Origin of the sequence: Granulibacter bethesdensis CGDNIH1 (genome assembly GCF_000014285.2) — a bacterium.
GTDB classification, from domain to species: domain Bacteria; phylum Pseudomonadota; class Alphaproteobacteria; order Acetobacterales; family Acetobacteraceae; genus Granulibacter; species Granulibacter bethesdensis.
This window is the reverse complement of record NC_008343.2, coordinates 1,538,722-1,550,908: the sequence shown is the minus strand read 5'-3', so window position 1 is coordinate 1,550,908 and position 12,187 is coordinate 1,538,722. Positions and strand designations below refer to the sequence as shown.

The 12,187-nt window shown below is 58.9% G+C and carries 13 protein-coding genes and 1 tRNA gene; 4 read left to right on the top strand and 10 right to left on the bottom strand.

Annotated elements, in window-relative coordinates:
• Window positions 1–113: 113 nt before the first annotated feature.
• From GBCGDNIH1_RS19525 to glpX, 4 genes are all read right to left on the bottom strand, one after another.
• Window positions 114–560 (bottom strand): DMT family transporter, encoded by a 447-nt coding sequence (locus GBCGDNIH1_RS19525; RefSeq protein ID WP_011632104.1) that lies wholly within the window; start codon window positions 558–560, stop codon window positions 114–116.
• A gap of 282 nt (window positions 561–842) precedes the next feature.
• Window positions 843–918, bottom strand: a tRNA-Glu gene (locus tag GBCGDNIH1_RS19520).
• Between the two features lie 73 nt (window positions 919–991).
• Window positions 992–2,887 carry a single-stranded-DNA-specific exonuclease RecJ gene (recJ, locus tag GBCGDNIH1_RS19515; RefSeq protein WP_043452843.1) on the bottom strand — a complete coding sequence of 632 codons (1,896 nt, stop codon included), beginning with the start codon at window positions 2,885–2,887 and terminating at the stop codon, window positions 992–994.
• Complete coding sequence (gene glpX, locus GBCGDNIH1_RS19510) at window positions 2,847–3,818, bottom strand: class II fructose-bisphosphatase (protein WP_025286792.1); 972 nt, start codon at window positions 3,816–3,818, stop codon at window positions 2,847–2,849. Before glpX ends, recJ begins: the two co-directional genes overlap by 41 nt.
• A 195-nt stretch (window positions 3,819–4,013) precedes the next feature.
• Here glpX and GBCGDNIH1_RS19505 point away from each other — a divergent pair, with 195 nt between their 5' ends.
• Window positions 4,014–4,559 carry a hypothetical protein gene (locus GBCGDNIH1_RS19505; RefSeq protein ID WP_025286791.1) on the top strand — a complete coding sequence of 182 codons (546 nt, stop codon included), beginning with the start codon at window positions 4,014–4,016 and terminating at the stop codon, window positions 4,557–4,559.
• Between the two features lie 80 nt (window positions 4,560–4,639).
• Here the strand turns inward: GBCGDNIH1_RS19505 and GBCGDNIH1_RS19500 are convergent, their stop codons facing one another.
• The gene (locus tag GBCGDNIH1_RS19500; protein WP_043452841.1) at window positions 4,640–5,659 is read right to left on the bottom strand and encodes a cysteine synthase A; all 1,020 of its coding nucleotides are present in this window, start codon (window positions 5,657–5,659) and stop codon (window positions 4,640–4,642) included.
• A 183-nt stretch (window positions 5,660–5,842) separates the two neighbouring features.
• Here GBCGDNIH1_RS19500 and GBCGDNIH1_RS19495 point away from each other — a divergent pair, with 183 nt between their 5' ends.
• Window positions 5,843–6,253 (top strand): rhodanese-like domain-containing protein, encoded by a 411-nt coding sequence (locus tag GBCGDNIH1_RS19495; RefSeq protein WP_025318887.1) that lies wholly within the window; start codon window positions 5,843–5,845, stop codon window positions 6,251–6,253.
• Between the two features lie 43 nt (window positions 6,254–6,296).
• On the opposite strand, the gene GBCGDNIH1_RS19490 is transcribed toward GBCGDNIH1_RS19495, so the two are convergent.
• The 3 genes from GBCGDNIH1_RS19490 to GBCGDNIH1_RS19480 all read right to left on the bottom strand — a co-directional run bounded on the left by GBCGDNIH1_RS19490 (window position 6,297) and on the right by GBCGDNIH1_RS19480 (window position 8,847).
• Window positions 6,297–7,148, bottom strand: coding sequence for a DUF2272 domain-containing protein (locus GBCGDNIH1_RS19490; RefSeq protein ID WP_011632097.1), 852 nt, complete (start codon window positions 7,146–7,148; stop codon window positions 6,297–6,299).
• Window positions 7,148–8,236 (bottom strand): S-methyl-5-thioribose-1-phosphate isomerase, encoded by a 1,089-nt coding sequence (gene mtnA / locus GBCGDNIH1_RS19485; RefSeq protein WP_011632096.1) that lies wholly within the window; start codon window positions 8,234–8,236, stop codon window positions 7,148–7,150. The genes GBCGDNIH1_RS19490 and mtnA overlap by 1 nt, the downstream gene beginning before the upstream one ends.
• A gap of 80 nt (window positions 8,237–8,316) precedes the next feature.
• A complete protein-coding gene (locus GBCGDNIH1_RS19480; protein WP_011632095.1) occupies window positions 8,317–8,847 on the bottom strand; it encodes a UPF0262 family protein in 531 nt (176 codons plus the stop codon).
• A 41-nt stretch (window positions 8,848–8,888) separates the two neighbouring features.
• On the opposite strand from GBCGDNIH1_RS19480, the gene GBCGDNIH1_RS24790 reads away from it, so the two are divergent.
• On the top strand, window positions 8,889–9,104 hold the full coding sequence (locus GBCGDNIH1_RS24790) for a hypothetical protein (RefSeq protein ID WP_125911005.1): 216 nt from the start codon (window positions 8,889–8,891) through the stop codon (window positions 9,102–9,104).
• A 430-nt stretch (window positions 9,105–9,534) separates the two neighbouring features.
• Here GBCGDNIH1_RS24790 and GBCGDNIH1_RS19475 read toward each other — a convergent pair whose 3' ends face one another.
• Window positions 9,535–10,455, bottom strand: coding sequence for a hypothetical protein (locus GBCGDNIH1_RS19475; protein WP_011632092.1), 921 nt, complete (start codon window positions 10,453–10,455; stop codon window positions 9,535–9,537).
• A 7-nt stretch (window positions 10,456–10,462) separates the two neighbouring features.
• Between GBCGDNIH1_RS19475 and GBCGDNIH1_RS19470 the strand changes: the two genes are divergently transcribed.
• A complete protein-coding gene (locus GBCGDNIH1_RS19470) occupies window positions 10,463–10,705 on the top strand; it encodes a hypothetical protein (RefSeq protein ID WP_125918897.1) in 243 nt (80 codons plus the stop codon).
• 90 nt (window positions 10,706–10,795) lie between these two features.
• Here GBCGDNIH1_RS19470 and GBCGDNIH1_RS19465 read toward each other — a convergent pair whose 3' ends face one another.
• Window positions 10,796–11,764: a glycosyltransferase family 4 protein gene (locus tag GBCGDNIH1_RS19465; RefSeq protein WP_157692811.1), complete on the bottom strand. Its 969-nt coding sequence runs from the start codon at window positions 11,762–11,764 to the stop codon at window positions 10,796–10,798.
• Window positions 11,765–12,187 lie beyond the last annotated feature (423 nt).

Genomic DNA, 12,187 nt, shown 5'->3' with positions numbered 1-12,187 from the left:
TGCAGCAGGGATATCATTTTTCGACAGAGAAATATTTCAAGCGTTTTGTGATGAAACATCCGGCATCAAAGTATTTTGTGTAAGCAGAATTTGTAAGCGGAGAGAATTTCTCTTTAAAATCTGGCGATCAGGGCAATTCCGGAGACCATCAGGACTGCTCCCAGCATCCGCAGCGGTGACATTGTATGCGGAGTCACATGCAGCAGACCGAAATGGTCAATGGCGAGCGACATCAAAATATTGGCAGTGATGGTCAGGCCTGCAAAAGTTCCAGCCCCTACCTTGTCCACGAACATCAGCCCGGCCACGACGGCGAAGGCACCGATCAGCCCACCCAAAGGTGCCCACCATGGCATGGCGGCAATGCCTTCCACGGTTGGCATGGGCCTCGGCATACACAGCCAAAGCACCAGAAGGGCGGCAAGAATCGGCAGGAAGGAGACAATGCTCGCCAGCCATGGATTGATCAGCGAAACCCGCAGGGCACCGTTCATCGGCGGCCCCCAGGCCTGTAATGCGCCCGCAATGAGAATCAGGGGATAGAGCCAGGCTGAGTTCATGGGAAGACTGCCCTTGGAAGCGGAAAACGGAATTTTTCCACTAACGCATCAAACGGCGGATGGTCGGGCGGTCAGCAGAAGTTTTTTTCATAATGTTTCCAGAATCAAGGGCCGCCCGATCAGCCAGTGGCTGTTCTTCTGCTCAATCTGTTGATGCTTGGGCAATTGATCACTTTAAGAAACCGGCGGAGTTATTCCCGGCAACCCGCACTTTAGCCCTTTAGATGGTCTATGGAGCATCTGAGCCATATGTGGAGAAAACAAAATATTCAATGATTTGAATGGCGTCCCGTAGGGGATTCGAACCCCTGTTACCGCCGTGAAAGGGCGGTGTCCTAGGCCTCTAGACGAACGGGACACTGTCTCACCGGGCCGATGGTCTGGCCGGAAGCGGTGGCGTGGCGGGTGGTTACCCGAGGCTGAGCGGGCGGTCAAGCCAGCGCAGCATCAGAAATGCAAAAGTTTGCGCTTGTCGTGCCGTTCCAGGTTTCGGCACGCAGATAACCGGCCAGATGAAGTGGGCGTAATTCACGATTCAACAGGATATCGGCAATTGGTGCAGCCATATCCTCTGGCTTGGCACGGAACAGCAGCGCCTTGATGGTGTAACCGGATTCGCTCTCCAGAAAGGCACGAATCGTGCCGCCGTCCCGCCCGATCCGCTCAGCTCTGCGGCATCGCAGTCGGGGCAGGACAAGCAGCGGTTCATCATTCCCGTTTCCAAACGGTGCCAGTTGGGCGAGTTCCTCGGCCATGGCCACAGTGACAGCCCCGGCACCCAGGCTGGCATCAAGCGCCAGATCGGCGGCTTTGGGCAGCAAGGCCGCTGCGGCCAGACGCTCATTCATAAAGGTGCGGAAAGCGGGCATGCTTTCAGGGGGGAGTGCGAACCCGGCCGCCATGGCATGGCCACCACCGCTGCGCAGCAGGCCGTGCTGATGGGCAGCGATGATGGCAGCGCCCAGATCAATTCCGGGAACGGAGCGTCCTGATCCCTTGAGCAGTCCGTCAGCCGAACCCGCAACACAGGCTGGACGATTGAACCGCTCCCGCAATCTTCCGGCAATGATGCCGACAACGCCCGGATGCCAATCCTCGCCACCAATGACGATGGCGGCATCCCCTGCTTCGATCCGTGCTTCTGCCTCCCTGACCGCTGCATCAAGGATGGAGGATTCCACGGTCTGACGCCGCCCGTTCACGGAATCGAGCGCCTGGGCAATGTCTCTGGCAGCGATCGGGTCTGTTGCGGTCAGCAGCCGAACACCCATATCCGCGCTGTCGATCCGCCCGGCTGCGTTGATGCGTGGTCCCAGCACGAAGCCGCAGGTGCTGGCAGTCACCCGCCCGGTCATCTGCGCCACCTCCAGCAGGGCGGCAATCCCGATACGGTTGCGGCGATCCATAACCTTCAGGCCCTGCGTGACGAAGGCGCGGTTGATCCCGGTCAGCGGCATGACGTCACACACGGTCGCCAACGCCACCAGATCCAGCATTTCCAGCAGATCGGGAGGGGGCCCTTCATGCCCCTGCCAGCCATTAAGCCGAAGCTGGCGAAAAGTGGCTACACAGGTCAGCAACGCCACGCCGGTGGCACACAGCATGGTCAGGCCGGAGCGATCATCAGGCCCGTTCGGATTGACGGTGGCCAGAGCCGCAGGGGGCAGCGTGTCGCTTTTGTGGTGATCCAGCACCAGAATATCGGCTCGGCCAGACACGGCTGACAGCGCCGTCTGGGCCGCGGTGCCGCAATCGACGCAGATAATCAGACTGGCCCCACGCTCGGCCAGAGACAGCAGGGCAGGGGCGTTCGGGCCATATCCCTCCCTCAGCCGGTCAGGGATGTGATACAGCACCGGACAGCCGCAGGCGCGCAACACGGTCAGCATCAGCGTTGTGCCGCAGGCGCCATCCACATCGTAATCGCCGAAAATGGCGATGGTCTCCCTTGCCGTGATGGCGGCGGCAATGCGGGCAGCAGCCTGATCCATGCCGGCCAGAACGGAAGGATCAGGCATCAGGGCGCGCAGGGTCGGTTGCAGGAATGTATCGGCCTGATCGATCCCGATGCCGCGTGTCGCGATCAGACGACCCAGCAGATCGCTCACCCCGTGCCGCTGCGAAATGGCCAGCCCAAGCCGCTCTATGGCTGCAATATCGGCCCCTGCGGGCATGCGCCAGTACCACGCACGACCGGTCAGGCTCCGCTCCACCCCAAGAACAGCGTCCGTAACAGTGGTGGAGGCTTCCGCGCGCAGAACGGAGGATGAGACCACGGTCAGAGTATTACCACGTCTTGGTATTGAAGTTGTGATAGGCCTCGACATAGCGAATGGTGCCGGACTTGCTGCGCATCACCACGGAATGCGTATACGCTCCGGCAGCGAACATACGCACGCCACGCAGCATCGGACCGCCGGTGACACCGGTGGCGGCGAACATGACATCGCCCTTTGCCATTTCCTCGGCGCTGTATTTGCGACGTGGATCGGTGATACCCATGGCGCGGGCGCGGTCTTCCTGCTCCTGCGATTCATACATCAGACGCCCCTGCATCTGGCCCCCGATACAACGGAGCGCGGCTGCTGCCAGAACGCCTTCCGGTGCACCACCGGAGCCGAGATAAATGTCGATGCCGGTATCAGGCATGGCAGCAGCCATGGCACCGAATACGTCGCCATCGCTGATCATCATGATGCGGCTGCCAACTTCACGTGCCTTGGCGACGATTTCCTTGTGCCGGTCGCGATCCAGCACGCAGACGACCAGATCGGACAGCTCCATTTTCTTGGCTTTCGCCAGATTGCGCAGGTTGCTTTCGACAGAGTTATCGAGATCAACCACCCCGTCCGGCAGGCCCGGGCCGACCGCGATCTTGTCCATATAGATGTCGGGGGCATGCAGAAAATTGCCAGCCTCGGCCAGCGCCAGCACCGCCATGGCATTGGGGCCGCCTTTGGCGGTCAGCGTGGTGCCTTCCAGCGGATCGACCGCGATATCCATGGCCGGGCCGCCAGCACCGACGGTCTCGCCGATATACAGCATCGGCGCTTCGTCCATTTCTCCTTCGCCGATGACCACGGTGCCGTTGATTGCAACAGAGTCGAAAGCCTTGCGCATGCCCTCGACCGCTGCACCATCAGCGGCGTTCTTGTCGCCCCGCCCCATCCAGCGGGAGGCGGCCAGTCCGGCCGCTTCCGTAACACGCACCAGTTCCAGTGCAAGGTTACGGTCACTATGTGTAGGTGTCTCGGCCATGGCTTCGCTCCGCTTGTCGGAAATCGGGTTAAGGCGTAGCGCATCGGCCATCGCCGTGGAAGCCGATCTATACGCATAAAGGAGGAGCGGAGGAGAGGTGGCAGGGCGTGACGCCATGCCCTGTGCTTGGTAAGCAGTCAGGCAGGCGCGCTTTCCGCGTTTATCGAGGCCCTGTTTATCGAGGCTATGTGTTTCATGACGATCAAAATCGACTGGCGGCGTGTATTGCGTATTGCCGTTCCTCCTCTGGTGATTCTGGGCGCTGGATTTGCTTATGTGAAAATTCAGGAGCATCGGAATGCTCCGCCGCCGCCGTTATTGCTGAATAAAAAAGGCCCGGACGGAAAGCCGCTGCCGGTTGAGCCGATGGGTCGCTGGAGTGGCACGACCGCCTGTACCGCCGTCTGCAAAACGCAGACCTTTGTATTGACCTTGATGCGTCACACTGATGGCAGCCCGGCCTGGTATCGTCTGGAACAGATTTACAAAGGCGATGAGAATGACAGGGCAGCGGATCATGTCACCCATAGTCTGGGACCGTGGACGCTGGAAAACGGGGCGTACCAGCTTCATGCCGACAAGCTGGACGATGAATTTACCTTCGTCCCATCGGCAGATGGTGAGACGCTGAAGTTGCAGGATCCGGGTGATGCCAGCCTGCGCACAATGGTCATGAAGCATACGGAGCTGCCGCCTGCGCCCGGCCTCAAGGTAAACCCGCCGAAACCGGCCCAGCCCTGAAACAATATAAAACCGCCCGGCAGGAAAACTTGCCGGGCGGTTTTTGGGTCAGCCTGTTTTTCAGTCTTAAAAGCGGGTTATTATGCCGCAAGCCATTCCGGCACCGGCAGGTTCTTTTCCGTCAGGAAAGCCGGGTTGAACAGTTTCGACTGATAGCGTGCGCCGCCATCGCAAAGAATCGTGACAATGGTGTGTCCCGGCCCGAGCCGTTTCGCGACCTCGATCGCGGCGGCGACATTCAGGCCGGCAGAGCCGCCGATGGACAACCCTTCCTCCCGCAGCAGATCATAAACCTGTCGCAAGGCGTCGGTATCGCTGATGCGGACGGCATCGTCGATCTGCACGCCTTCCAGATTGGCGGTGACACGAGACTGGCCGATTCCTTCGGTGACAGAACTGCCTTCGACCGAGAGATCGTTGGAGTTCACCCAGCCATACAACCCGCTGCCATGAGGATCGGCCAGTGTGATACGGATAGCCGGGTTGAAGGCCTTGAGCGCAAGGGCGACACCGGCCAGCGTTCCCCCTGTGCCGCAAGAGCAGGTGAAAGCATCCACCTTGCCACCCGTCTGTTCCCAGATCTCGCGGCCCGTGGTTTCACGATGGCCTTCCCGGTTTGCCAGATTGTCGAATTGATTGGCCCAGACCCAGCCGTTTTCTTCGGCCAGACGACGGGAAACATGCACATAATTGCCGGGATCACGGAAAGGCTTGGCCGGAACCAGCCGAAGATCGGCCCCGATCATGCGCAGATAGTCGATTTTCTCCTGACTCTGCGTTTCCGGCATCACAATGACACTGCGATAGCCACGCGCCTGCCCGACCAGAGTGAGACCAATGCCGGTATTGCCGGCCGTTCCCTCGACGATGATTCCATCCTGACCGGGCGTCAGCAGGCCGCGCTTTTCCGCATCGAGAATAATGGCCAGAGCCGCACGATCCTTGACGGAACCACCGGGATTCATGAACTCAGCCTTGCCGAGGATTTCACAGCCGGTAGCGTCTGATGCCCTGTTCAGACGAATCAGCGGCGTATTGCCGATGGCCTGAAGCATCGACGTAGCAACGGGTGGGGCGGCAAAGGTAGAGCGTGTGCTCATCAGCGAAACTCTCCTGAAACGGGGTGTTCCTTCATAAGGCTCATTTTTTGGCCCTATGCTGGACACCTCTTACAACAGCGGATTCATATCTATAGAAAGAGCGGGCAAAAAGCATCGCGATACGACGCATATCAGGTTAATTCCCGATGATGATCGGGAGTTATCGGAATGGAGAAGATAGTCATGGTGGATAATGTCCCGGTGGTCGATGCCTGGTCGGCCCTGAAAACCGACCCCGAAGCACGTCTGGTGGATGTGCGTACGGATGTGGAATGGGTGTTTGTCGGCATCCCCGATCTTTCCTCTGTCCAGCAGAAACCGGCTCTGATCAACTGGCAGGTCTATCCGCAGATGCAGGTGAATCCGCGTTTCGTCGATGAGTTGCGTCAGGCCGGGCTGACGCCGGAACATCACATCTATTTTCTCTGCCGCAGTGGTGCCCGGAGCATGGCGGCTGCCATTGCTGCACGGGAGGCCGGTTACGAGCATGTGTATAATATAGCGGAAGGATTTGAAGGCCCCGTCGATGCAAATGGCCATCGTGGCGTTGCCGCCGGATGGAAAGCTGAAGGTCTGCCCTGGCAGCAGCGTTAATGTGAAAACAGGCGGGGAGGGAGCCCCGTCCGCTGATCAGGCTTTATTGATCATAGGTTACGCGCAGTACGACGAACCATGGATAACGTGGGTCAACCGACTGCCCGTCCGGTGTGGCGATCATGCCGGATGGTGTGGTCGGCACGTGTTTCATGGACACGGAATAGGCGACATTCCCGCCGATGACAGAGAGTTCTCCGGGACGGGCAGCGACAATGATGTCGCAATGGCTGGGGAAGCCGCCAGTCGGGAGAGAATCATAAGTCAGACGCTCTGCCTTGCCGCGCCCTGTGCAGATCAGATCGCCGGGAACCGGTGCGTATTCTCCCGGACGTTCGGCAATCACGGCGTAGCCGCTCTGCGCGCCGGTCGCCATCTGTTTGGCGATATTGATATAGGTGGAATGAGAGGCAGAATACGGAAACCGTGCACCTGCCCCTGCGATACGCATGACATAGGAAATAAAGGCGGCTGACCAGGGATGAATATCCTTGTCGGGCAGTGGCGTCCCTGTGCTGGTATAGGCCCCCGACCAGAGACTTTCGGTGGTATCGGCATCCTGCCCGAGCCACCAGAACAGTCCGACTTTCTCCCATAATCCGGGCTGCCGGTCCGGTCGCAGCATGGGCGGCATATCAGGATTCTCGCCTGGCGGTTCATCATGAACTTCACTGCCGAATGCACGCCATTCTGCTGAAGCCAGACCAATGGCATCGGCACGGTTGAACGGAGCGAAATGCATGCGTGCGAAATCGGGTATATGCGCCTCATTGGCGGCAGTATAGGCCCCTGTCGCCGATGAACCTGCTCCTCCACCAGAGCTCGATCTGGAGGAGGAGCAGGCTGTCAGCATCAGGAGACACGCTACAGAGGCGGCTCCGACCGAGGCGCGCATCAGATGCGATAGTCCGGATACAGGCTGAGCAACCCTTCTTCGGATGCTTCACAGCGCCCTCGTTCGGTGATCAATCCGCTCAGCAGCCGGGCCGGAGTGACATCGAAAGCGGGGTTGGCGGCCGGGCTGTCTTTCGGCGTAATGCGTACGGTCATGACACTGCCATCCATGGCGCGACCGCTCATGGTCGTGACCTCGGTAGCGGAACGTTCCTCGATCTCAATTTCCTTCACGCCATCGCGGATCGACCAGTCAAGCGTGGAAGAAGGGAGTGCCACCCAGAAGGGTATGCCATTATCTTTTGCCGCCAGCGCCTTCAGATACGTGCCGATCTTGTTGGCGGCATCGCCGTTACGGGTGACACGGTCTGCGCCGGTGATGCACAGATCAACCTTGCCATGCTGCATCAGATGGCCGCCGGCATTATCGCAGATCAGTGTGTATGGAACACCGTGTTTGCCGAGTTCAAAAGCGGTCAGCAGCGCTCCCTGATTACGGGGGCGGGTTTCATCGACCCATACATGCACGTCGATGCCTTCCTCATGCGCCATGTAGATGGGGGCGAGAGCGGTTCCCCAATCGACAGTGGCAAGCCAGCCGGCATTGCAGTGGGTCAGGATGTTGACGGGTTGTCCGGGACGGACACGGTCGCGGATCAGTTCCAGACCATGCCTGCCGATGGCCTCGTTCTGGGCTGCATCTTCATCGGCAATGGCGGCGGCCTCATCATAGGCGATGGCGACGCGATCGGCTTCCGAGGTTGTGCGCAGCCGGGCCAGCATACGATCAATGGCCCAGCGCAGGTTGACGGCGGTGGGGCGTGTTTCCGCCAGCAGGACCGCAGCGCGCTCCATCGCATCAGTGGTGGCATTGTCGCGCAGTGCAAGGCACAACCCGTATGCAGCCACGGCTCCAATCAGTGGTGCGCCCCGCACCTGCATGGACCGGATCGCGTGAGCAACCTGATCCAGCCGTGACAGCCGAAGCAGATCGACGCTCCAGGGTAGTTTGGTCTGATCAATAATACGGACGCTCCATCCATCATCATCCACCCACACGCTGCGGTAAGGCGTGCCATCAATCTTCATGTGTGGTTCCTCGAAATACAGGGCCGTGATCGGTGCAGCGTAGCGCGGCGTGCTGCGGGGTTAACGCATTACTCTATTCTTCAGATGCGCTGATGCAGCACGCATACCAATGTGAATAATCGGCGGGCCGTTTCAAAGTCGATTGAAATCTTGCCATTCAGGCGGTGTCGCATCAGTTCGGCCCCCTCATTGTGCAGGCCGCGACGTCCCATATCAATCGCCTGAATTCGCGCTTCCCTTGCCTCCTGCACAGCCTTTACATAGCTGTCGACCAGCAGATGATAATCCTTGATGAGCCTGCGGAACGGTCCCAGTGCAAGGGCCAGCACGGTCAGAAAGGTATCATCCTGTCGACGGATATCGAAGATCAGGCGTCCTTCCTGAATGGACAGATGAAGCACATAGGGACCTTGTTCACTGACGGGTGTCATACCGGGGAGCGGGCGTTCAAGTGAAAACACGTTTTCGGCTTCCAGATCGGCGACAGCCTGAGCGCGGTCCATCTCCTGTAAAGGCGAGAGTCTGGTCAGGGCTTCTCCCTCCAGAATGACTTTCAGCAGTCTTTTGGAGGCGGCCTGTATCGGTTGCGTGTCGTCCTGCTTTGCGCTCATGCGCTTCTTTTAGTCCAGATTGATTTTGGATGAAATCGCGCATGAAAGGACAGAGCATACAACTCTTCGCATATCGGCTGGCAGGTTGCTGTTATGCCGGGGTTGCTACTGTATGGGCCATGCATGAAAGAATTTTATCTGCAAGAAAAGGGCTAAATCAGATTTTCTTTTCTAAAGACTGCAAAAAAGCAAACCGAAAAAAGAAAAGCCTCTTTGCATATTGCGGAACTGAACTGGCTGCCAGTTGTTTTTATTGACAGGATCGGTTCGAAAGAGCGAAGAGAAGCGCTTGAAGAGCGATTCATCCGAATCGAAACTTGCTGTCGAGCCTGTCTTGCGTTGGTTCTGGCGGCTGCCGGGACAGGGCAGGGCACTTCAAGAAGAAAAATGTTATCTCAGATGATACCGTCGTTTTTGATCGATCTGTCATGAAAGCCGGTCAGCATGGGAAACGGTAAGAGGCAGAAAAGGCAAAGCAGGTTGGAAAGGCGCTTTATACGCTGCACCTAAGCCTTACACACAACTGGAATGCAGCAGGCTTGGCTGACGAAGAGGGGCTTTATCAGCACAGCTTGAGTTTCCCCGGCCTCCGGGTTCGATACGCGTATAAGACTACATGATCAGCATGATTTTTCCGGCCAGTGGTTCGGCCGAAAGGGGAGTTCCTCAAGTGAGTAATGATAACGATCATAATGGAACGCCACGCGCCCAACCTATGGCCGTGCGTTCGACAACCCGCCGTAGCAGTGCGGCTGTAACGACGCGACGCAGCACGACCGCACGCCGGAGCACGGCTGCGGTTACCGCCGCCCCCAAGAGGGGAGCTGCCAAAACAGCGACGCGGAGCACGGCTGCCAAAAAGACGGCGACAAAGACCGCGACCAAAGCCACCTCCAAAAAACCGTCTACAAGAGCAGCTTCCACAGCAGCTTCCACCAGGACCGGGGCTGCATCTGTCCGGAAAAAGGCAACCCGGGCCACGCCGGTCAAGGCGACCCGTGCGGCGACCAGCAAGACAACGACACGTAAGACGGCTGCGACGACACGTAAGACGGCTGCGACGACACGTAAGCCTGCAACCCGGGCGACAACAGCCAACACCACAACAAAGCGGGCCGCAGCCACCAAGCGCACACCCGCCACAAAGCGCATTACCGCCACCAGAACGACAGCAACCCGTGCCACCGCGCGCAAGCCTGCTGCCAAAACCGCAACGGCCAGCCGCCGTACGGTGGCGTCAACTAAAAAGGCACGTGCTGTCACGCCACGCGCCACGTCAGCGCGTGCGAAAACCACGCGCGCCAAGACAACCCGCACCACCTCTGCCGTGAAAAAAGCCCCTGTCGCGAAGAGGGCGACGTCAACGCGTGCAACCACCACGCGGACTGCAACGCGTGCGGTGAAGGCACCAGCGACCCGTGCAACCAAACCCCGTGCGACTGCCGCCCGTACCCCGGCAGCTACGCGCCGCGCTGCGACACCGGCCCGTACGGCAAAGACGGCAAGCACCCGTGCGGTGACCCGCAAGCCGCGTACCGTAAAAGCACCGGCCACGCGTGCGACGAAGGCGACGACCCGCACTCCGCGCGTTACAGCCCGTAAGGTCACCAGCGCGGTGAAGCCGCGCCGTACGCGTGCGGCTTCAGTTGTTGAGGAAACTCAGGACGAACTGCTCACTCCGGTGCGTCGCGCTCCACGCAGGAGCCGTAGTGCAGAAGCTCCGGCAACGCAGGGCAAGGATACCCCAGCGGTCAAGCCGCGTCGCGGTCGTAAGCCGTCCAGACCCGCCGAGGATTCGAAGAAGGACAGCGATCTGCTGGATGTTCTCGAAACCTCTGATCCCGAGACGCTGAACTGAGCGATCTCACCGGTCCTGATTAATCCGGATCGCAGATGAAAAGGGCGCCTTTTGCAGGCGCCCTTTTTACATTGAGAGGAATGGGTTCAATCAAAAGCCCGTCGGCGGCAGCGCATGGATAAAGGCCTGTGCCTGCATATCCCAGCCCGGCAGTCCGCTGCCGAAATTCCAGGCGGCTGTGGCGTAAGATTTTCTGAGTGAATCATCGAAGATCAGGCGCCGTAGCACTTTGGACAATGTTTCGTAATCACCAGGGGCACAAAGGGCACCTGCATTCAGCGGTAGCTTCATCGCTGCCTCTTGCGAGGCTGTGATGGCCAGCGGAATACCGCGCCGCAGCGATTGCAGGGCTGCCGAGAGCGGTCCATCCCACCATGACGCCTGAGCGTAAAGATCAGCAGCATCCCATAATGTCTGCAAAGCCCCATGTCCGGGGCAGGAGAGCAGCCTCACGCGGGAGGAAAGACCTGCCTGCTCCGCCTGTTCGCGGATCACGTCCACATAGGCCGGATCGCGCTGGGTGTTGCCTGCAATAGTCAGCTGCCAGGAGAGATCGGTCAGTCGCGCAAGGGCTTTCAGCAGGACATCATATCCTTTCCGTTTGACGAGCGTGCCGACAGAAAGAATTTCGCAGGGGCTGCTGTTATCCCGGTTGCGTGTGCCGGGCGCCGGGGCATAGGCGGCAAAGCCGCTTTCCACGACGCTGATCTGCGCATCGGCCACTCCGTATTCCCTGATCAGGCGGCCGCGTGTCTGCTCAAGTGTCACCACGACATGGGATACGGCTGACAGAACCGTCTGTTCCGCCTGTTGGACATTCATGTCAGGCCCAGAACAATCGCCGCGCTGACCAGCTGCACCGGGATGATGGATCAGTGGCGTCAGGCAACGCAGGTCAGAGGGAGGGAGATGATGAAAAGCGGGCAGGGACATGCCATCAATCACGATGCGGCTGTTCTGACCGGACGATGCCATCAGGGTGGAAAAGACCTGTCCGGCTTCTTCTTCTGCCGCCTTGGCATCATGGGCAAAGCGGGCCTTCAGGGTGATATCAGTCACTGAATGCCCTTTTTGGTGAAGGGCTTCTATCAGTTCACGGTTGTAGCGATGTCCGCCGGCGGTTGGATCGGTGGCTGCTGGCTGAATAAAAAAGATATGCATCGAAATACTATATATCCCTCCCGGGTCTGCTTTCCAGCGACCGCGTCTGCCAGTCGACGAGTCGGATAAGGCAGATACTCAATGGCGGATGGGGGAGGCGGAGGGGGCGACGGCGGCGATATCCAGGTCAGAAAACCGGAATTCTCAGATTTTGGGAAACGGAGAAGCTCGCCGCCGTCTCAGGATACAGATGAGTTGGTTCGAGATGAAACACAACATCGCCACCATAGCGACTCTGATATGGCAGCAATGTTTCTCAAGCGTGAAAAGGAGGGGGCAATCGGGGTGCTCTTGTTGAGAGAGTAAACCCCCTGTATAAGC

Bases quoted from the DNA above. Each gene is read 5' to 3' on its own strand.
- mtnA (WP_011632096.1), bottom strand. From the start codon at position 8,236: ATGAAGATTGATGGCACGCCTTACCGCAGCGTGTGGGTGGATGATGAT.
- GBCGDNIH1_RS19525 (WP_011632104.1), bottom strand. From the start codon at position 560: ATGAACTCAGCCTGGCTCTATCCCCTGATTCTCATTGCGGGCGCATTA.
- GBCGDNIH1_RS19490 (WP_011632097.1), bottom strand. From the start codon at position 7,148: ATGCGCGCCTCGGTCGGAGCCGCCTCTGTAGCGTGTCTCCTGATGCTG.
- GBCGDNIH1_RS19495 (WP_025318887.1), top strand. From the start codon at position 5,843: ATGGTGGATAATGTCCCGGTGGTCGATGCCTGGTCGGCCCTGAAAACC.
- glpX (WP_025286792.1), bottom strand. From the start codon at position 3,818: ATGGCCGAGACACCTACACATAGTGACCGTAACCTTGCACTGGAACTG.
- GBCGDNIH1_RS19505 (WP_025286791.1), top strand. From the start codon at position 4,014: ATGACGATCAAAATCGACTGGCGGCGTGTATTGCGTATTGCCGTTCCT.
- GBCGDNIH1_RS19480 (WP_011632095.1), bottom strand. From the start codon at position 8,847: ATGAGCGCAAAGCAGGACGACACGCAACCGATACAGGCCGCCTCCAAA.
- recJ (WP_043452843.1), bottom strand. From the start codon at position 2,887: ATGTCGAGGCCTATCACAACTTCAATACCAAGACGTGGTAATACTCTG.
- GBCGDNIH1_RS19500 (WP_043452841.1), bottom strand. From the start codon at position 5,659: ATGAGCACACGCTCTACCTTTGCCGCCCCACCCGTTGCTACGTCGATG.
- GBCGDNIH1_RS24790 (WP_125911005.1), top strand. From the start codon at position 8,889: ATGAAAGGACAGAGCATACAACTCTTCGCATATCGGCTGGCAGGTTGC.